Below are 20,951 nucleotides of genomic sequence, written 5' to 3'. Positions count from 1 at the left end.
ACTTACTGAGAAAGTCAGTCATCCGTAAAAAAGCATGGAATGTGCCCTGGTCAAATAAAGTGCCGGAAGACGTTGCAAAGCAACCCAAAAACCTGCTTAAGGAGCATGAATATACCTTACGAAATGTAAGACAAGGCTATATTTATGTTTTGGTTGAAAGCAAGGAAGGTAATAAAGAGTTTCTCGGATATGAAGTGACGCCAGAAGGCGCGTTCAGACAAAGACCACTGGAAAACATGGTCATTAACAAATGTGAGCCCATGTCAGCTTCGTGTATCAAATCAAATCACCATGTACCGGCATCATTTATCAATATCGATACCAATTTATACCAAAAAGCCTGGATAGCCTACAGTAAGTACCCCTGGACAGAAAAGATAAGAGAAAAATACCTTAGCGGTGAAGCGGCTCTGGATCGTTTTACGTATGTTGATCTTAGTGAAGAAGCCATTCAGACAATATCACCCGATCAAATACGGGCGAAAGATTTATTTATGATGGCAGAGGGTTATAACAAGTCGGGGAACGATAATGCTGACTTTTCAACATCGCCGTTTCCGTTACAACCGGAACTGGTTTTCGAGGATCTCAGAACAACCGGATTTTACACAATTCATCATTTTGAAAGCCGTAAAGAATCGAACTGGGATTATTTTATTTTTGCCAGCAATATGGAAGAAAAATACAATTGCCAAGTACCGGTAGTTTTGGTCGAGGATAATTTTGGCATTGTTGAAGAACTTAATTACCAGCGAGAAGTAAAAAATAATTATACCGGTGAAAAAGGATTAAATGGAAAACTCAACAAAAAGACTGGGGTTCCCTTTATTTATAGTCAAATATATGATGAAGAATGTCAGTATAAATTTACAATACAACAAACAATCGACGGTTATGAAAAATCATTAGAACAATTTTTTAAGGAAAGATCATCCGGTTATATTAGAGAAACTATTATAAATCTTGCCGGAGGGGGCCAATCGACAAATTTAACACGCAGTGAAATTGATATTTGTACTAATTCTATACTCGCTCCATGCGAATTTATACCGCAAGAAAAATCGGCAGAGCTCAATTTTCAGGAGCACTGGAAAAAATTAAAAGCCCAGCTTGACATGAAAGCGCTTGAACGTTTTCGCAGCAGCTGGAAAAACAGTACTGACAGTGTTAACCAAACTATCCAAAAATATTCGCGGGACTATGCCAATTATGCACGCTGGTTATTTGGTCGAGAAGGGATGAATTCAAAACTGTCAAAAGTAGTGATATCTGAGCGGAACAAAACCCGTTTTTGGGAAGTTGAATTCAACTACCAACTCAAACCTTTTCATAAATTTTATCTGGATGATGCACATACAATGTTATCCAGTCATATCCCCCCGACTGATGATGTAAAAGCCTTACAAGATGAACTCTGTTCCGATCCGGACAGCTACTACTATCAAGTTCTGGCGGGTGACGATAAGGATTTATTTGGTCAAAACGACAGTGACACGTCTGAAAATAATAATTCTTCATCCACTTCAATCAGTACGGAATCATCCGGTGGTGATCTTGATAAAGTGCTAGCTGACAGTATGAATAACATTTTTGGGGCAGATATCGATGCCAGCGACGGGGATATCTTATTAGCGCATGTTATTCGTAATCATATTTTATCGTTGTCAACGGATGTCACTTCAGGTATTGCTACCGAATACCGCAATAGCAATGTATTGCTGAACGAAACACTGATAAGCGGTCGTTTAAAACAGTTGGCGGCAAAAATAGCCGATGGAAAAGTAACCGAAGTTAAGTTAAAAATCCGCATGCCCCATATTGCCGAAGTTTTTGAAAGTATTGGCAAAATATCGGTCACTGGCGGGGTTAATTTTAAAACTAACTTAAAAACAGCAACGGGCGATAACCTTTATTTTAATAAAGCCGATTCAAAATTTTATATTATGGATTTGAATGGCAAATCCCGAGGTTTTACCCGGGCTGAATACGATGTGTTAAAACAAAAAACCGTGACGCTTGACGTGAGCATGGTGACAGAAAATGCACGGGTACCGCAAAATTTACTGGATGATTTTAAAAAGCTGGCAAACGAAGATATTTTACCTATCCAAAAATTTCGACGATTTGTCGCGCGCGTTCCTCAGGATATTGACATTGCGGTAATGGCAAATGGGGATGAATTACAAGCATCGCTATTAAAAGAAATGGAAAATAAAAAACTGAACCATGTTCCAACAGAAAATCAAAAAATTATAGTGAATGGTTTAGCCAAATGCTTTTTAAATGTGGTGATGTTGGGGTTCACCCTGAAAGGATTAGAAGAGAACCGAAAACTGCTCGAATCCGAAACCGACCCAATAGCACGTGCTTTTCTTTTTTATGATTTCTGTTCGGGTCACATTGCGCTGTGTGGCATGACGACCGAAGTGGTGGGGCATATTATCAGAATGGCAACCGCTAAAACGGCATTAAGGGTCAGCAATTTTTTAACCCGTTTTCCGCACGGCGAAAGTCGACTCATCACACAAAGTTTGCAAAGAGCTAACGGCATAAAAAACTTTTTCAATATCACCAATAATTTGCTCAATATTGCCGGTAAAGGGCTTGCTCTATTAACAATAGTTGATGGTGCGATGGAAATATTTAAAGGGTTTAATTTAATGTTAAGAGAAGGAGAAATAGCAGCTGGAGGTTTAAGAATACTTGGAGGAATAACTATAGGAATTGGTGCAGCATTCTCTTTAGGCTGGATTGAGCTAGCCCTTCCGTCATTAATGGTTACAGGAATTGGTATTGCTGTCGCTGTTGCCGGTATCATTATTATCTATATTGCCTCTTTTTTTGAACGAACCAAGTTAGAGCGTTGGTTTGCGCGTTGTGGGTTTGGGGTTGATCAGTGTCGATACCCATTGACCAAGGATGGATTAAAAAAAGCATTAAATGATTTTGCGTTTTTAACCTCGGGCATGTCACCCCAGCTGAAATTAAAAGAATCTGAGTCCCGTAAGGATGTATCATTAATCGGCGGTTTTGAGTATAAATCACTCTATCTTAGTATGACTATTCATAACTTTGATAAGCAGAATGATGAACTACAATTTATTGTCACTATAAATGATAAAATTGACTCAAAAAAGAAAGTTATATTGGAACTGACTCATAATCCTGAAACATACGAGCTTGAAAGTAAATTAGTTGAATATACTTTTGACCCGCTTTCGGTCAATCGTAAACCGACTGTTAGCATTACACCATCAAAAGGACGATTTTATAAGTACCAGTCGGAGGAAGTAGACATTGATAACAGCGATAAAACACTGAAAGTAATGGAAGGCACAATCACCAATCTGGTTATTAATTTTAAATTGGCTGAAATTGATCTGTCTGCCATTCAAGATTTATTGTTTGCCGTTGAACTTATGTATCAAAAACCCAAAATTATCAATGATGATAAAATTGAACAACCTGCCCCGGTTCATCAATATCATGAATTTGAAGGCAAAAGTTTTTTAATTGAAAAATAACGTTAGGAGTAAATGATGCCATCACGTTACAAACCACCACTGCCCAAATGGAAAAGCGATTTATCTAAAGGGGGAGGACCAGGCACTAAACACTATGCTAGTTATATTGCATGTGCAACGGATAATTATCTTGAAATCTATCGTAAACGAAAAATTATAGTGCCTTATTTCACATTTTTTTTATTTGGAAGTGCAGAAATTTTGCTTATATCGTTATTTTTTTATTTTTTAACTGAATTAAAACTTTATTGGTTCATGGCAATAATATATTTTTTTGCAACTATTGGGTTAGGTCTGGTACTTTATGTGAACTTTTTCACTTTTCTTTTTTATCAATTTGCTCCGGCTAGTAGTCCTATTCGCTTTAATCGTAAAACAGGCAAAGTTTATCTTTACGAAGCGGTAGTAATGGAACGGATGTCGAAGAAGATATGGCCATTGCTAAGAACTTTTAAAGATCTAAATAAATTTCATATAAAAGTTTATGATTGGAAAAATTTTCATGCTGTATTGCAGCGTTATACAGTAGTCAATGCGCAAGGCGGTAGCTTTGAAGAATCCATTTTAGTCGGGGTTGCTTGTGAGCCCAATAGCTATAAAGTCATTGAATATATTTATATTCGAAAAACGGATTATTTTACAGAGGATTGGGATTGGATTTGTCATTTTATGGGATGGGACACCGATAAACCGTTAGACCAAGCAGGCTTAGAATACATTGATTACCATCCACGTGATGCCGAAACCTTTATGCAAGTAAAACCGAAGCTAAAAATCACCTCGAGACAAATTGAAGGGTTAGACAAAGCATCGAAAGCGGGCTCAAAAGAAGAGCTAGCCCAGATAGAACAAGAGTATGAACTAACAAAAACCGTATATCCGGTCGAATAATCCTAACATTAGCTTAAAAAACGGAAAGCAAAACAATCAGGATAGCAGGAGCAAAAATGCCATCACGTTACAAACCGCAACTTGTTTGTTGGAATGAGGATTTAAGTAAAACCAGTGGAAGAGGGATACTCGGATCTACAAATTATATTGCATGTGCGACAGATAATTACCTTGAAATATTTCGTAAACGAAAAATTATCGGACCCTATTTTGGATTTTTTTTATTTGGAAGTATAGAAGTTGCTATTATTTTCGCCTTTTTTTTTAGTTTAAATCAAAATAGAATTGATTTTTTCGTGATTATAACGTTGTTTCTCACATCTATTGGATTAGGTCTATTTCTTTATTTCATTCTTTTCAATCTTCTTTTTGGTCAATTTGCACCCGTAAGTAATCCAATTCGTTTTAATCGCAAAACAGGTAAGGTTTACCTTTACGAAGCGGTGGCAACAAAATGGATGTTTAGATTTTGGAAGCCGCTATGTTCATTCAATGATTTAAATAAATTTGAGATTAAGGTTTATGATTGGGAAAACTTTCATGGTGTATTGCAACGATCTACGGGGGCTTTTGCTTCGGGCGGAACAATAGAACACAATTCTTTATACGGAGTAGCTTGCAAACCTGGTAGTTACGAAGTCATAGAATATATTTATATTCGAGAAACAGATTGTTTTGCTGGCGATTGGGATTGGATAAGCCACTTTATGGAGTTTAGAACGAACGAACCTTTAGACCAAATAGGTTTACAATACCTTAATTATTACCCACGTGATGCCGAAACCTTTATGCAAGTAAAACCGAGGCTAAAAATCACCTCGAGACAAATTGAAGGATTGGACAAGGCATCGAAAGCGGGCTCAAAAGAAGAGCTAGCCCAAATAGAACAAGAGTATGAACTAACAAAAACCGTGTATCCGGTCGAATAATCCTAACATTAGCTTAAAAAACGGAAAGCAAACCAATCAGGATAGCAGGAGCAAAAAATGCCATCATGTTATAAACCACCACTGCCCAAATGGAAAAGCGATTTATCTAAAGGGGGCGGACCAGGCACTAAACACTATGCTAGTTATATTGCATGTGCAACGGATAATTATCTTGAAATCTATCGTAAACGAAAAATTTTAGTGCCTTATTTCACATTTTTTTTATTTGGAAGTGCAGAGATTTTGCTTATTTGGATGTTTTTTTATTCATTGGATGTATTAGCTGCAGCTATAGTGGCTTTTGTTGCATCAATAGGATTAGGTCTCGTACTTTACGTGAATTTTTTCACTTTTCTTTTTTATCAATTTGCCCCAGCAAGTAGTCCTATTCGCTTTAATCGTAAAACAGGCAAGGTTTATCTTTACGAAGCGGTAGTAATGGAACGGATGTCGACGAAGCTATGGCCACCGCTAAAGGCTTTTAAAGATTTAAATAAATTTCATATAAAAGTTTACGATTGGAAAAATTTTAATGCCGTATTACTAGGTTCGACAGTGGTTAACCCGCAAGGTGGTAGCTTTGAACGTTATGCTTTAGTTGGGGTTGCTTGTGAGCCTAATAGTTATAAAGTGATTGAATATATTTATATCCGTGAAACGGATTGTTTTACGATGGATTGGCATTGGATCTGTCATTTTATGGAATCGGACATCGATAACCCCATAGACCAAGAAGGTTTAGAATACGTTGATTACCATCCACGTGATGCCGAAACCTTTATGCAAGTAAAACCGAGGCTAAAAATCACCACGAGACAAATTGAAGGGTTAGACAAGGCATCAAAAGCGGGCTCAAAAGAAGAGCTAGCCCAAACAGAACAAGAGTATGAACTAACAAAAACCGTGTATCCGGTCGAATAATCCTAACATTAACTTAAAAAACGGAAAGCAAAACAATCAGGATAGCAGGAGCAAAAATGCCATCACGTTACAAACCGCAACTTGTTTGTTGGAATCAAGATTTAAGTAAAACCAGTGGAGGCGGGATACTTGGCTCTACAAATTATATTGCATGTGCGACAGATAATTACCTTGAAATATTTCGTAAACGAAAAATTATAGTGCCTTATTTCACATTATTTTTATTTGGAAGTATAGAAATTTTACTCATTTGGTTATTTTTTTATTTATTAAATCAAAATAGTATTGATTTATGGGTGATTATAATGTCGTTTGTTACATCTATAGTAGTAGGTCTGTTACTTTATGTAATTTTTTTCACTTTTCTTTTTTATCAATTTGCCCCAGCAAGTAGTCCTATTCGCTTTAATCGCAAAACAGGTAAAGTTTACCTTTACGAAGCGGTGGCAACTAAATGGAAATTTAGATTTTGTAAGCCAATATATTCATTTAATGATTTAAATAAATTTGAAATTAAGGTTTATGATTGGGAAAACTTTCATGGTGTATTGCAACGAACTACGGGGGCTTTTGCTTCGGGCGGAACAATAGAACACAATTCTTTATACGGAGTAGCTTGCAAACCTGGTAGTTACGAAGTCATAGAATATATTTATATTCGAGAAACAGATTGTTTTGCTGGTGATTGGGATTGGATAAGCCACTTTATGGAGTTTAGAACGAACGATCCTTTAGACCAAATAGGTTTAAAATACCTTAATTATTACCCACGTGATGCCGAAACATTTATGCAAGTAAAACCGAGGCTAAAAATCACCACGAGACAAATTGAAGGATTGGACAAGGCATCGAAAGCGGGCTCAAAAGAAGAGCTAGCTCAAATAGAACAAGAGTATGAACTAACAAAAACCGTGTATCCGGTCGAATAATCCTGACGTTAGTTTAAAAAACGGAAAGCAAAACAATCAGGATAGCAGGAGCAAAAAATGCCATCATGTTACAAACCACCACTGCCCAAATGGAAAAGTGATTTATCTAAAGGGGCAGGACCAGGCACTAAACACTATGCTAGTTATATTGCATGTGCAACGGATAATTATCTTGAAATCTATCGTAAACGAAAGATTATAGTACCTTATTTCACATTTTTTTTATTTGCAAGTATTGAGCCTTTGTTAATTTTTATGTTTTTCGATTTTTTATCTCAAATAGAGATTTATTGGTTTATGGCGGTATTATTTTTTTTTGTATCTATAGTGGGAGGTCTGATACTTTATGTGAATTTTTTCACTTTTCTTTTTTATCAATTTGCTCCGGCTAGTAGTCCTATTCGCTTTAATCGTAAAACAGGCAAAGTTTACCTTTACGAAGCGGTAGTAATGGAACGGATGTTGACGAAGCTATGGCCACCGCTAAAAGCTTTTAAAGATTTAAATAAATTTCATATAAAAGTTTATGATTGGAAAAACTTTAATGCCGTATTACTAGGTTCGACAGTGGTTAATCCGCAAGGCGGTAGCTTTGAACGTTATGCTTTAGTTGGGGTTGCTTGTGAGCCCAATAGTTATAAAGTGATTGAATATATTTATATCCGTGAAACGGATTGTTTTACGATGGATTGGGATTGGATTTGTCATTTTATGGAATGGAATACAGATAAACCGTTAGACCAAGCAGGCTTAGAATACATTGATTACCATCCACGTGATGCCGAAACATTTATGCAAGTAAAACCGAGGCTAAAAATCACCTCGAGACAAATTGAAGGGTTAGATAAGGCATCGAAAGCAGGCTCAAAAGAAGAGCTAGCCCAGATAGAACAAGAGTATGAACTAACAAAACCGTATATCCGGTCGAATAATCCTGACGTTAGTTTAAAAAACGGAAAGCAAAACAATCAGGATAGAAGGAGTAAAAAATGCCATCACGTTACAAACCACCAATTGGTTGTTGGAATCAAGATTTAAGTAAAACCAGTGGAGGAGGGATACTCGGCTCTACAAATTATATTGCATGTGCGACAGATAATTACCTTGAAATCTATCGTAAACGAAAAATTATCGGACCCTATTTTGGATTTTTTTTATTTGGTAGTGCAGAAATTTTGCTTATTTGGATGTTTTTTTATTCATTGGATGTATTAGCTGCGGCTACAGTGGCTTTTGTTGCATCTATTGGATTAGGTCTGGTACTTTATTTCACTCTCTTTACTCTTCTTTTTGGTCATTATTCCCCTGTAAGTAATCCAATTCGTTTTAATCGTAAAACAGGTAAAGTTTACCTTTACGAGGCGGTGGCAACAAAATGGATGTTTAGATTTTGGAAGCCACTATGTTCATTTAATGACTTAAATAAATTTGAAATTAAGGTTTATGATTGGGAAAACTTTCATGGTGTATTGCAACGATCTACGGGGGCTTTTGCTTCGGGCGGAACAATAGAACACAATTCTTTATACGGAGTAGCTTGCAAACCTGGTAGTTACGAAGTCATAGAATATATTTATATTCGAGAAACAGATTGTTTTGCTGGCGATTGGGATTGGATAAGCCACTTTATGGAGTTTAGAACGAACGAACCTTTAGACCAAATAGGTTTACAATACCTTAATTATTACCCACGTGATGCCGAAACCTTTATGCAAGTAAAACCGAGGCTAAAAATCACCACGAGACAAATTGAAGGATTGGACAAGGCATCGAAAGCGGGCTCAAAAGAAGAGCTAGCCCAGATAGAACAAGAGTATGAACTAACAAAAACCGTGTATCCGGTCGAATAATCCTGACGTTAGTTTAAAAAACGGAAAGCAAAACAATCAGGATAGAAGGAATAAAAAATGCCATCATGTAACCCCCTCGTTAAGAGGCGGGGATTAAGTGTTTTGTCGTGTTGATTAATTGAGGATAACTTAGGTATATCTGCAAGTATTTTTAACTCGATTTCATACAAATCATCAAAATGGTCTTTTTTCTAAAAGATGATTTAATTCTTCAAATTGCGTAAAAATTTTATCATCTTTCCAATCTCCATCAAGAAGGGATGAAAATGAATGTCAAAATAACACCCATTATTAAGAACTGCAATCAGTAAGCGCAAAATCAATCATCGTTAAATACCATTTGCCTTCAATCCAAGATAGGTAAAAAATAAAAGTTTTACCCTAAAATATTTTATCTTTTTCAGGTTTTAAGTCAGAAACCAAAATCACTTTGCGGGTAATGGGTTCTAATGTTTGGACTTTGGATAATTGATTGAACCTTGCATTATCTTTTTGGTTATAAGCATTAATAACTTCATTGACCGTTTGTTGAAATAAAAATTCTTTTATCTGAGCTTCAGAAACGGATATATTAAAAAAACAGTTAGCAATAAAACCAGTATTTTTTTCATCTTCATTTTCCTATTCTTTTAATGGATTAATTCAAAATTGCCATTTTTATTGATTTTAAATTTTAATAAATGTGACTCTATTTTAGGTATTGTGGGGTGTTTGATAATATTTCCGTTATCATCAATTGTAACCTTATTTTTAGAATATTCTTGAATGAATATATTTCCATTTTTATCAATAGCAAAATCATTCCAATAGGTGACTTCAAATGTGAATCTATGGTCTATTAATAAAGCATCAATCCTATTTCCTGCATGATCATAACTGTTTATTTGAAAAAATAAGCAGGGATATTCTGACTCTACCCATCCTTCGTATATAATTCCTGTCACTCTTTGTAAACCAATTGAAACATCTAACACTGGGTAATAATATTTTGATGTTGAATAATAATCCTGAAAATTTTTAGGCTTAATATTTTTTTCTGATTGGGTAAATTCTTTTTTTTCCAAAAATTGAGCATTTATTTTATAAGTCCCCGTATTTTCGTCATAAGAATAATAACTTTTTAAACCATCAGATGTAAAAGGCAAAGTATGTTGAATGGCGGTATTTTTCGTACTGCCATTTGAACTACCGATGATAATTAGCATAAAAAACAGAAAAAGAAGGATATGTTTCTTCATTTTTAATCTTTTTTATAAACTTCAGTCATTTTATTATCCATAAAGTTAGGTGATTGAAAATAATATCTTTTATCCTTAATAAACAGGTTAAAGATAAAATTGCCTTGGGTTTGGTCTTTTGCTAATCCTTCATAGGCGCAAAGACTGACGTCGTTTTTTAGGTATAACGGTAAATCGTAATCAAGCGTATTAAGTTTAATCTTAGTATCATGAATAGTAAGTGTTAAATAAGTCGAACTATAATGACCATTAAAATCTTTTAAGGTCGTTGGTTGATATTGCAAAATAGTATTAATTGCTGATTGATAATGTTGTTTGTATCGTTCTTCTAACTCAGGGTGTTGTTCGACTAATGCTTCGGTGACAAAGTCCCCTAGAAAGTATCGGGAATGTTTAGGATCTCGGTAAGAATATAGTTGTGATTGTTCAGTGTGCTTATCGGTAAGTAAAAACCATGACTGCGAACCTAACAGGATATCATAAAGTTTATTATTTTTGGTTAATTCAGCTTTAATATAGATACCATCAGGGGTAAAACCATAGTAATGTTCAAAATTAACATCATCAGGTAAGTACTCTTCGTGCTTATTTTGAGTAATTTCGAGAATATCGTCTGCACTTAAATGCCAATCTAAACACATTTGATAATAAATTAGATTTCGAAATTTTAAATCATGACATGACTTAGTCATATTGGTTATCTCATCTTGTGCTTGGCACGAGAAGGTTATTAATAGGCTTGTTATTAGTATTAAAATTTTATTCATTATTTCCAATCTACATTGTTATTTTTTATCATGCTTTTATATTAAGATTAATCTATTGATTGGATTAATATCCAAGCATTGAATTATTATTTAGGTATAGTTGAAAGTTCTTTTAACTCAACTTCGTACAAATCATCAAAGTTGTATATTTTTTTCGAGATGATTTTATTTTTTTCATATTGCGTAATAATTTTATAGTCTTTTCCAAACTCGTCGGGGTGGTAATACGTCGTTTCGATCAATTCGCCTTTTTGATTATATTTGTTCCATAATCCAACTTGAATTCCTGTTCCATTATAAATCCCTTGGCAACCTGATAATTTTAATGTTCCATTTGGAAAGTATTCTTTTATCGGTTTTTGACATAAGGCATTGTCAGTGGATAAAGTTTGACTAAAATCGTGTTTATTTTCGTCTGCAAAACTTGAATTACATGAACATGAAATGAATACTATTGCGACTAGTAAATATAAATTTTTTTTAGCATTACTCATCTTTTAAATTTTCCATGTTTTTTAGCTGTTTATCTTCTTTCAAACTTAAACTTTATTTGCCATTAAATACGGAAAGTTAGAAATAGATAAATGATATATTATATGCGGTTTGTATTTTATCTCTATTTTGTTATTTAGTTAAACTAATACAATCCGCATAATCACTCATTTTTATTCAGGAACAAAATTGTTGATATTATAAAAGACGATATGATAGCCATTACCTATGTTTAACTTTATTTTTTTATAGGTAAATTCAACAAACAGGCTTTGTAATGAGTGAAAATCACGCTCTTTTTTAGATAAAAATTGTGTTGCATATTCAATATACTCAGGGCAACAATCCTTATATTTTTCTGGGTTATCAATTATTTCATTTTGATAGAACTGTTTTTGAACCAAATAAGACTCTTTTCGGATCTCATCAAAATATTTTTCTTGGCAAATGGCTTCTAGCTGTGATGTGGTTTTAATCGCTGTTGATAAAATAAATTTCCCTTTATTGTTATGCAACTGTATGTCTTCTTTAAAATAAAATGGTAAAAATTCAATAGTTCGTATACCATCAATTAAGTCTTGAGAAACCCCATATTCTATTTCACCAGTTAATAGAAAATCTTGATCCTTATTATCTATAAATTCAATTTGCAGATCATCTATACCCAGATACAGCTTTTTAATGATAAAAAGCGTCTTCCCTTTTTGTACCAGTGAAAAATCTTCTTGGTTTAATCCTTTTAATGTTAATTTTTTATTGCCTAACTGGATTAAAACAGGATCATGGTCTAACGCAATGACTTTGCTATAGTTTATGTTTGTTTTTTCCTCTTTATGCGCATAACCACAAGAAGTCAAAAAGCTAATGAGTAAAAGTATAGCTATCGTTTTCATGATTTTCCTAATTGAATAGTAGTATGTATAAAATCTATATTAAATCCTCAATGTTCATGATCATAATGATTTTGAACACCTGAGCTTACACCAGCAAACTCTGCCAAACTTGTCGCATAGTTAGATCTGAATCCATATTCAAAAGTAATTTGGTAAATAGTCGCATTTTTATTTCAATCAAAATTTTCTATTTTTCAATTATTTATTATTTCGGTATGGTTAAAAGCTCTTTTAACTCAGTCTCATATAAATCATCAAAATTGTAAATTTTCTTTGAAACAACTTTTCCATTCTTATATTGAGTTACGATTTTATAGTCTTTGCCTAATTCATCAGGATGATAATAGGTGGTTTCGATTAAATCGCCTTTTTCATCGTATGTTTTCCATAATCCTACAGGTATTGTGGTAGCATTATACATATCCATAAACCCTTCATATTGCTTAACGCCATTTTCAAAGTAAATAGTAGTGAGTTTGGGTAATTCTAAAGAGTCAGTAACTATTGTTTCTATAAGATTTATTTGTCCATTAGGATAATAAATAACATATAATACATCTCCTTTTTTAACTTCATCTCTTACATAGCGGATGAATTTTAGTTTTCCATTTGGGTAAAATCCTTGAGCAGAAATGCCGTCTGGTTTATATGATGACATATAATACACAGATTCTAATTGACCGCCTTTAGTATAGTAAGTTTTTATATAATCCGCTGCTTTATTGCCATTGATATAGTATTCATACCGTAGAAAACCCTCCGGAGTATTGGATTCTTTAATTCGTACTGAATTTGACGGGGTAACTTCGGAAATCTTTTTTTCTTCAATGCGTTGAACACATGCCAAAATGCCAACAAAAAAAATAGACACTATTAGTAATTTTTTCATTTTATTCTTAAAAATGTTTATTAATGTTGATTTCTAACCCTTGAGCAAGTTGCTATGCTACTAAGTCCATATTGTCGTAAATACTTTTTGCATCTTTAGGGTGTGTAATATAATCAAGCTTGATTAAAACTTTATATTTCGTTTGATTTTTTCCCCAAAGAACTCCTACATTATTTCTAGCATCAGGGTGTTTCTTTCCTATATTGACAACAGTATAACAACTAAAAATATTAAGTTGTTATGTTTATTTTTTTATTTATTGTTAACTTACCACCGTTAATATTTATGAGGGTGATAAGCATAATAATCGTTTGTTTACTACACAATCTTTAATTCAATTCATCAATTTCTTTATCCACAAATTTGCGTTTGACAAGCTCACCGTCTTTATAGGTTTCTGTGTACAAAAGTTTGCCTTTTTTAGCAGAAGATAGATCAGCAGATCCATCTGGCTTCTCTTGGTAATCTAATTTATAAAATTTCCAAATTCCAATCGGTAACCCTTTATGGTAATTTGCTTCAAGATGAGTATAACGGAGAGGATAAGTATAATAACCATTAGGCTTCTTCAACACCATAAAAACGGTAGGATCATCCTGACAAATAAGAATTTTGGTAAAAATTTAATTACTAGTAATATTATGATTACAATCTTTAATAATTTCATAGTGTCATCCATTTATAATCTTCTTGGATAGATTGAATTTTGCCTTCAACTGTCACCGGACTGTATCTTTATAGCGGAATAGGGTAACAAACCTTTCTTTGTTTAATCACTAATCTTTATATTGAAAAATTTTTGTACAACAATGTAGAAACATCTTGAGTCATTACAGGATGATTTGAATTTAATCATGTTTATGTTCCTTTAATATCTGAATTAAGTTCAATATATCTACGATTATTGGGTATAAAATTCAAAATTTTATTTTCCATTAGACTTTTTACTTGTGGAATGGATTTTGCTACGGCAGTATTCGATGAAGGGTACTAATTATTTGTATACAGGTTATTAAGTAATGTTGTCGTGTAGAATGATTGAATAATTTAGAGCATAAACGTTATTTGTCACCAATTATTGTAATAAATCGTTTACAAGTTAATGATGAATTGGTACGATGCGTGCAATTTAAATTTAATTTGTTATTTGTGATTTATGTTTTATCTTATTTTTGTCACGATTGTTTGGTCATTTTCATTCAGTCTTATTGCTGTTTATCTCAGTGGACAAGTTGACTCTTGGTTTGCTGTTGTGATGCGTGTTTTGTTAGCTTTTATTACTTTTATTCCTTTTTTTCGATTTCGTGGTATCCGCTTTAAACAGATGATTTTGTTAATGGGCGTTGGAGCCTGTCAATTGGGGATTATGTACTTTTTTTATTATAATTCCTTTCAGTATATTTCAGTACCTGAAGTCCTTCTTTTTACCATATCAACGCCTATTTATGTCACGATTATTTATGACATATTGCAAGGTCATCGTCTTCGATATAGTTATCTGTTAACGGCTATTATTGCCGTTATTGGTGCAGCTATTATTCGCTATGATCATATCAGTCGTGATTTTATTATTGGATTTTTATTAATTCAGGGCGCAAATGTTGTGTTTGCTTTAGGGCAGGTTGGGTATAAACGAATTATGGAACTTTATCCATTGCCCCAACATCAAGCTTTTGCATGGGTCTATTTAGGGGCTGTGCTTGTTGCTAGTCTTGGCTGGTTATTGTTTGGTGATTATTCAAAATTACCTACAACCAACTTACAGTGGGGTATCATTATTTGGCTTGGTGTGATTGCCTCTGGTTTGTGTTATTTTTTATGGAACTATGGCGCAACTAAAGTGGACTCAGGGACATTAGCGATTATGAATAACGTGGTTATTCCAACAGGCATCTTGGTTAATGTGGTAGTGTGGCATCAAACCATTGACTGGATTCGATTTTCAATTGGAAGTGCGGTGATTGTGTTTGCTTTAATACTTCATCACAAAGTAAAACGCCACACCTCAAAATAAATTAAATAACATTATGTTAAGCCAAATTGTAACATGATGGATAATATCAACGGTGTTGTTATGGATGATAATGCTGTTGATATGAGTAAACTTGATGCAATAGGGCCTTGTAATACCTCAAATTGTCTTGCCATCATATAACAGTTAATCGCAATCGATACTGAGCTTAATAATACAATAACTTGTAATTCCAATACGGGTAATCCTAACAGTTTTCCTGTCACAAATGTAACAATAGGTAGTATTGCCAGTTTTATCATACAGATTGTTGCGGTAATGTGTAATTTGTTCCTGATTTGATATTCGGCCAGCCCCATGCCTAATACAATAAGTGATAAAGGTGCTGTCATGTCACTGACCATTTTTGTGGATTGTTGAATGAATTTAGGTAATGCGATACCCGTATAATTAACCGCAATACCGGCAAAAATCCCTATAATTATAGGGTTTTTGGAGACATTTTTGAATGCTTTAATAAATCCTTTGCTGGAAAGTTTTCCCATTTGTACAAATTCGATCGATACGGTTGCTAGCGTCCATAAAATAAGTGCATTAAAGATGACAATAATCGCAACAATTGGAATTGCACTGTCACCTAGTAGCATTTTTATGATTGGGATACCCACAAATACTGTATTGGTATAGATTCCCCCCATAGCAAACATCGTACTTTCAGAACCATTTAGGTGAAAACATTTGTAGGCGATTAAGCAGCCTAAAGCAAAAACAATAAATGAGCTACCGAAGAAGACGAATAATAGTTTCATATCGATTTCAGAATGCTCGGAAAAATGGCTCATAATTTGAAAGAGCATAATCGGAAATGCGATGTAAAAGGTGAATTTGGTTAAACTGTCGGTCACCGTTTTTTGCCAGCGACCTAATTTAACCGCTACATAGCCTAATAAAATAAGAATAAATAGCGGTAATGTTGCGACAAATTGTTGTCCTAACGTAGAAAAAAAAGCCATATGATAATTACTATTTATTGATGTTTACGAATAAAATACCATTCTAACTGCGTCGATTGTTTTGGATCAAATTGATAGCCTTCAAGGTTAAAGCTTTTAATATCATCAGGTTGATTGAGGTTATTTTTGATAATGTAACGGCTCATTAATCCTCGTGCTTTTTTGGCATAAAAACTAATTACCTTGAATTCACCTTTACTTTCATCTAAAAAAATAGGTTGGATAATCGTCGCTTTTAACTGTCTTGGGTTAATGGCTTTAAAATACTCATTCGAGGCTAAATTGATCAACGTTGGATTTGCACTTTTATGAAACTCATTATTTAACTGGTCGGTTAATTTATCTCCCCAAAATTGATATAAATTATTGTTATGACCGTTTTTTAGGCGTATCCCCATTTCTAAACGATAGGGTTGAATAAGGTCAAGGGGGTTGAGTAGACCATAAAGTCCGGATAAGATCCGTAAATGAGATTGAGCAAATTTTAAATCTGCTGCTGAAAAATCGTCGACATGAAGCCCTTCATACACATCACCTTTAAAAGCAAGAATTGCTTGTCTGGCATTTTCAAGATTAAATTCTTTATGCCAATGTTGAAATCGTTCATAATTTACTTCAGCCAATTTTGGACTAATTGACATCAATTTAGCTAAATCGTCGGCGGATAATTTTTTACACTCTTTAATAAGTATCTCAGAATCTTTAATAAATTTAGGTAATGTGTGTGTTTTTGTGATAAGCGGACTTTGAAAATCGAGGGTCTTGGCAGGAGAAATTATCGTTAGCATAAAGTGATACACCTATTGTAATTTATGTAAATTGAGGGTATTTTACACCTAATCTTGCAAAAAAGGGGTATAAAAATGAATCAAACCAAAAAAGAAATACATGACCTTCGTTCTTGGGCAAAAATTCGTGAAACATCTCTAGAAATTGCAGAAGCCATTTTTGAGTTAGCGCATAATGATGAAAAGCTTGCTGAACAAATTTGGTCAGAAGGTAGTGATGAAGTATTGCCACTTGCCTTTTCTAAAACAAAAGCAGATAGACTGTTTTGGGGTGAACAAACAATCGAGCGTAAAAATATCTAAGTTTTATGAAATTGACTTTTTTAGGCACCAGTGCTGGTTGCCCAACAGCTGAGCGTAATGTGAGTAGTATTATGCTCGATCTTTTGCAAGAACGTGGCAAATTGTGGTTGTTTGATTGTGGTGAAGCCACTCAAATGCAAATGCAAAAAGTTAAATTTAGTCTTGCAAAACTTGAAATGATTTTTTTAACACATTTACATGGTGATCATCTGTTTGGGCTTCCAGGGGTATTAACCACGCGTTCTTTAATGCAAAATCAATCCGCTTTAACCTTAATTGCACCTAAAGGAGTGAAGCAATTTATTGAAACGGTTATCGCAATTAGTCACTCTTGGTTAAGTTATCCACTTAATATCATTGAGCTTGAAGAAGACTGTACGGTTTTCGAAGATGAAAAGTTCAAAGTCGAAGCAACATTGTTGCAGCATCGCGTTCCTTGCTTTGGCTATCGTATTATTGAAAAGGATTTACCAGCTAGTCTAGATATCGATAAATTGAAACAAGATAATATCGAAATTGGCGTACACTATGCACTTTTGAAAGCCGGTAAAACCGTTACCTTAGAAGACGGCCGTGTTATTCATGGTAATGATTATTTAGGATCGGTAAGGCAAGGTCGAAAATTGGCAATTTTTGGTGACACGGTGCCATGTCAAGCCTCGATTGCGCTAGCCAAAGATGTTGATTTAATGGTGCATGAGGCGACTCAAGAGCATGCTTTGGAAGAAAAAGCCTTAGAACGAGGGCATTCTACCACTGTTCATGCAGCAACGATTGCTAAATATGCCAATGCCAAGCAACTTATCATGACCCATATCAGCCCAAGATATAGCCTTAAAGATAATGATAAATTACTTAATGAGGCAAGAAGCATATTTGCTAATACGGAAATTGCGAGTGATTTTTCAACGTTTAATATCTAATTCTTTTCGCCGACTGTTTCGGCGAAAAGGATATTTTTTATAAACAAAAATCTTTAATCAAATTTTCGATAGCTATTTTAGTCGGTTTTAAAAAATCCATTGAAATAAACTCATCAGGTTGATGTGCTTGTTCAATTGAACCAGGACCTAATACAATGGTTGGTGAAATTAGGTTTAAATAAGGCGCTTCAGTACTGTAGTTTACGGTTTGCGCAGTTTGACCAACTAATTTTTCAACTTGCTGTAAAGCAGGATGATCTTTTTTACATTCATAACCCGGAATTGGGGATACTTCATATTCAACCGAAATACGGTTAGGGTATTTGTCCATGACCGGTTGTAAAGCCTGACAGAGATCATGATAAAGCGAATTAACATCGTTGTTTGGCAATACACGAATATCAATAATTAGTTCGCAACAACCACAAATACGGTTTGCTGCATCGCCCCCATGAATGACCCCGAGATTAAGCGTCGGATAGGGAACAGTAAAACCGTCATTATGATACCGTTCTTTAAACTGTTGTTTCAGTTTTAACAATTGTGCGATAGCTAAATGCATGACTTCAATCGCATTTATTCCTTTGTCTGGATCACTTGAATGACCAGACTTACCAATGACTTTGATTGAGTTGGAAATAAAGCCTTTGTGCGCACGTATCGGTATTAATGATGTTGGTTCACCAATGATTGTACAATCGGGTTGTAAGTGAGTATTTTTAGCAAAAAATGATGCTCCAGCCATGGTGGTTTCTTCATCAGCGGTAGCAAGAACATAAATAGGTTTAGTTAGTTTGGTTAGATCAATATCACGTAAGGCATCAAGTATAAAAGCAAAAAAACCTTTCATGTCTGCTGTGCCTAATCCATATAACTTGTTGTTTTCTTCCGTTAATTTGAAAGGTTCTTTAGTCCATTGTCCTTCATCAAAAGGCACTGTGTCAGTATGGCCGCTAAGCAGTAATCCACCTTGTGTCTGGTTTTCATTATTTGAATAAGTTGCTAATAAATTAAATTTACCGCGAGTATTCGGTACGGGCTGTATTTCAACTTTGAAGCCTAACTCTTCAAACCAGTTTGCTAATTTGTCTATTAAAGGTTTGTTTGAAAAATCGAGTTTTTCATTGGTTACATTGCTGATTGTTGGGGTTGATATCAGTTCACTATAAAGCGTTAAAAAAGAGGGCAGTGCCATACAAAATCACCTTAAATTGCTAATTAAATTAAATCCATTAATAAGATGATAAGCATATCACTTACTGTAAGATTTGCCTATGACTAACGCTTATGTTTCACGCCGTTTTTAATCTGCATGACTAATTTAGTAGTGACTCATTATGACCAGCAAACATTAATTTGGTGTGATCAATTGATAAAGATTCACTGATTTTCAATTTTTTAACATTTCTTGCGTTTATTTTGTATGCTGATTTTATTTGTAAAAAACATTTGTTATTATTTGATCATTACTAAATAGCATATAACGATTCAATATTTCGTTAAGCTTGATTATAAATTAATTATCTTGAACAAGGCATGAGTTATGAAACAAATAAGCAAAAAATGGATTATTATCACCGTCGTTATACTTGCTATTATTTTTATTGCATGGCAGCAACTAAAAACGGATGGATATAGTGCGGATTTTACTAGTGGAAATGGGCGTATTGAGGCAACCGAAATCAATATTTCTGCAAAATTAGCAGGTCGAATTGAAAAAATTAATGTGAATGAAGGGGATTTTGTTAAGGCAGGGCAACCACTCGTTGTAATGCAAACTGATACGTTGCAAGCCAAATTGAACGAAGCTCAAGCCCAATACCTTCAAGCCATCAGTAATGAGGCAAGTGCTAAAGCACAAGTTTCTTTAAAAATGAGTGATAAAATTGCGGCTTTAGCCGGTGTTACTCAGCGTGAAAGTGACTTAGATATCGCTTCAAAACATCTTCAACGTACTACGACCCTTTATCAAAAAGGGGCTTTATCCATTCAACAATTTGATGATGATACCGCTAAATTCAATAGCGCTAAAGCAGCATTAGATTCCGCTCAATCACAAGTGACAGCAGCGGATGCCGCAATAGAAGTTGCACAAGCTGGCGTGGAAAGTGCTAAATCAGCCATTAATGTTGCTGATGCCAATATCAGACAAATCCAAGCCGATATTGATGACAGTACACTCGTTGCACCTGTCGATGGTCGTATCCAATATCGTATTGCTCAGTTAGGTGAAGTGATGCCTTCTGGTGGTAAAGTGCTAAATCTGGTTAATTTGTATGACGTTTATTTAACCTTCTTTTTACCCGAAACTGTAGCGGGCAAAGTAGCCATTGGTGACGAAGTTAGATTGATTTTAGATGCGTTACCTGACAAAGCCATTTCAGCTAAAATTTCGTTTGTTTCGAGTGTTGCACAGTTCACCCCTAAAACGGTTGAAACGAAAGATGAACGCCAAAAATTGATGTTTAGAGTGAAAGCACAACTCGATCCTGAATTATTAAAATGTTTTATCAATCAAGTAAAAACGGGTTTACCAGGTGTAGCATGGGTGAGATTAAACCCGAATACTTCTTGGCCAGCTGATTTATCTGATGTAGCCAAATGTCCAACTAAATAATTGGAGATAGCA

Annotated in this window: 20 protein-coding genes; 11 read left to right on the top strand and 9 right to left on the bottom strand. The window is 34.5% G+C overall.

Translation table 11 applies throughout. From position 1 onward, the window contains the following. The 7 genes from J3U36_RS08085 to J3U36_RS08055 all read left to right on the top strand — a co-directional run. A partial coding sequence (locus tag J3U36_RS08085; protein ID WP_267385869.1) for a toxin VasX occupies positions 1-3,524 on the top strand: 3,524 nt, incomplete at its 5' end. Between the two features lie 15 nt (positions 3,525-3,539). Continuing rightward, entirely contained in the window at positions 3,540-4,415 is an 876-nt protein-coding gene (locus J3U36_RS08080) for a DUF6708 domain-containing protein (RefSeq protein ID WP_267385867.1), read from the top strand. A 56-nt stretch (positions 4,416-4,471) separates the two neighbouring features. Beyond that, positions 4,472-5,344, top strand: coding sequence for a DUF6708 domain-containing protein (locus J3U36_RS08075; RefSeq protein WP_065557798.1), 873 nt, complete (start codon positions 4,472-4,474; stop codon positions 5,342-5,344). A gap of 57 nt (positions 5,345-5,401) precedes the next feature. Continuing rightward, positions 5,402-6,265 (top strand): DUF6708 domain-containing protein, encoded by an 864-nt coding sequence (locus J3U36_RS08070; RefSeq protein WP_267385866.1) that lies wholly within the window; start codon positions 5,402-5,404, stop codon positions 6,263-6,265. 56 nt (positions 6,266-6,321) lie between these two features. Then, positions 6,322-7,194 carry a DUF6708 domain-containing protein gene (locus J3U36_RS08065; protein WP_267385865.1) on the top strand — a complete coding sequence of 291 codons (873 nt, stop codon included), beginning with the start codon at positions 6,322-6,324 and terminating at the stop codon, positions 7,192-7,194. 57 nt (positions 7,195-7,251) lie between these two features. Continuing rightward, positions 7,252-8,232 (top strand): DUF6708 domain-containing protein, encoded by a 981-nt coding sequence (locus tag J3U36_RS08060; RefSeq protein WP_267381795.1) that lies wholly within the window; start codon positions 7,252-7,254, stop codon positions 8,230-8,232. Next, positions 8,184-9,044 (top strand): DUF6708 domain-containing protein, encoded by an 861-nt coding sequence (locus J3U36_RS08055; protein ID WP_267385864.1) that lies wholly within the window; start codon positions 8,184-8,186, stop codon positions 9,042-9,044. Before J3U36_RS08060 ends, J3U36_RS08055 begins: the two co-directional genes overlap by 49 nt. 629 nt (positions 9,045-9,673) lie before the next feature. On the opposite strand, the gene J3U36_RS08050 is transcribed toward J3U36_RS08055, so the two are convergent. The 6 genes from J3U36_RS08050 to J3U36_RS08025 all read right to left on the bottom strand — a co-directional run bounded on the left by J3U36_RS08050 (position 9,674) and on the right by J3U36_RS08025 (position 13,895). Further along, the gene (locus tag J3U36_RS08050; protein WP_267378626.1) at positions 9,674-10,282 is read right to left on the bottom strand and encodes a hypothetical protein; all 609 of its coding nucleotides are present in this window, start codon (positions 10,280-10,282) and stop codon (positions 9,674-9,676) included. A 2-nt stretch (positions 10,283-10,284) separates the two neighbouring features. Further along, complete coding sequence (locus J3U36_RS08045; RefSeq protein ID WP_267378629.1) at positions 10,285-10,974, bottom strand: hypothetical protein; 690 nt, start codon at positions 10,972-10,974, stop codon at positions 10,285-10,287. A 161-nt stretch (positions 10,975-11,135) separates the two neighbouring features. Continuing rightward, complete coding sequence (locus tag J3U36_RS08040; protein ID WP_267378632.1) at positions 11,136-11,543, bottom strand: hypothetical protein; 408 nt, start codon at positions 11,541-11,543, stop codon at positions 11,136-11,138. A 171-nt stretch (positions 11,544-11,714) separates the two neighbouring features. After that, a complete protein-coding gene (locus tag J3U36_RS08035; protein ID WP_267378635.1) occupies positions 11,715-12,434 on the bottom strand; it encodes a hypothetical protein in 720 nt (239 codons plus the stop codon). Positions 12,435-12,639: 205 nt separating this feature from the next. Continuing rightward, positions 12,640-13,323, bottom strand: a complete 684-nt coding sequence (locus J3U36_RS08030; protein WP_267378638.1) for a toxin-antitoxin system YwqK family antitoxin — start codon at positions 13,321-13,323, stop codon at positions 12,640-12,642. 329 nt (positions 13,324-13,652) lie between these two features. Next, entirely contained in the window at positions 13,653-13,895 is a 243-nt protein-coding gene (locus J3U36_RS08025; RefSeq protein WP_267385863.1) for a hypothetical protein, read from the bottom strand. A 584-nt stretch (positions 13,896-14,479) separates the two neighbouring features. Between J3U36_RS08025 and J3U36_RS08020 the strand changes: the two genes are divergently transcribed. Beyond that, complete coding sequence (locus J3U36_RS08020; RefSeq protein WP_267378642.1) at positions 14,480-15,337, top strand: carboxylate/amino acid/amine transporter; 858 nt, start codon at positions 14,480-14,482, stop codon at positions 15,335-15,337. 11 nt (positions 15,338-15,348) lie between these two features. On the opposite strand, the gene J3U36_RS08015 is transcribed toward J3U36_RS08020, so the two are convergent. Continuing rightward, positions 15,349-16,308, bottom strand: a complete 960-nt coding sequence (locus J3U36_RS08015; RefSeq protein ID WP_267378645.1) for an AEC family transporter — start codon at positions 16,306-16,308, stop codon at positions 15,349-15,351. 14 nt (positions 16,309-16,322) lie between these two features. Beyond that, entirely contained in the window at positions 16,323-17,096 is a 774-nt protein-coding gene (gene yaaA, locus J3U36_RS08010) for a peroxide stress protein YaaA (protein WP_267378648.1), read from the bottom strand. 75 nt (positions 17,097-17,171) lie between these two features. Here yaaA and J3U36_RS08005 point away from each other — a divergent pair, with 75 nt between their 5' ends. After that, a complete protein-coding gene (locus J3U36_RS08005; RefSeq protein ID WP_220217224.1) occupies positions 17,172-17,399 on the top strand; it encodes a YccJ family protein in 228 nt (75 codons plus the stop codon). 5 nt (positions 17,400-17,404) lie between these two features. Next, entirely contained in the window at positions 17,405-18,322 is a 918-nt protein-coding gene (gene rnz / locus J3U36_RS08000; RefSeq protein ID WP_267378651.1) for a ribonuclease Z, read from the top strand. A 37-nt stretch (positions 18,323-18,359) separates the two neighbouring features. Here rnz and argE read toward each other — a convergent pair whose 3' ends face one another. Continuing rightward, the gene (gene argE, locus J3U36_RS07995) at positions 18,360-19,517 is read right to left on the bottom strand and encodes an acetylornithine deacetylase (protein ID WP_267378654.1); all 1,158 of its coding nucleotides are present in this window, start codon (positions 19,515-19,517) and stop codon (positions 18,360-18,362) included. A 348-nt stretch (positions 19,518-19,865) separates the two neighbouring features. Between argE and J3U36_RS07990 the strand changes: the two genes are divergently transcribed. Further along, entirely contained in the window at positions 19,866-20,939 is a 1,074-nt protein-coding gene (locus tag J3U36_RS07990) for an HlyD family secretion protein (RefSeq protein ID WP_267378657.1), read from the top strand. The last annotated feature ends 12 nt before the right edge of the window (positions 20,940-20,951 follow it).

The sequence above is a fragment of the Gilliamella sp. B3817 genome (assembly GCF_026536705.1).
Classification (GTDB): domain Bacteria; phylum Pseudomonadota; class Gammaproteobacteria; order Enterobacterales; family Orbaceae; genus Gilliamella; species Gilliamella apicola_I.
Note: the sequence above shows the minus strand (reverse complement) of the source record. Positions and strands in the feature narration are given on the sequence as shown.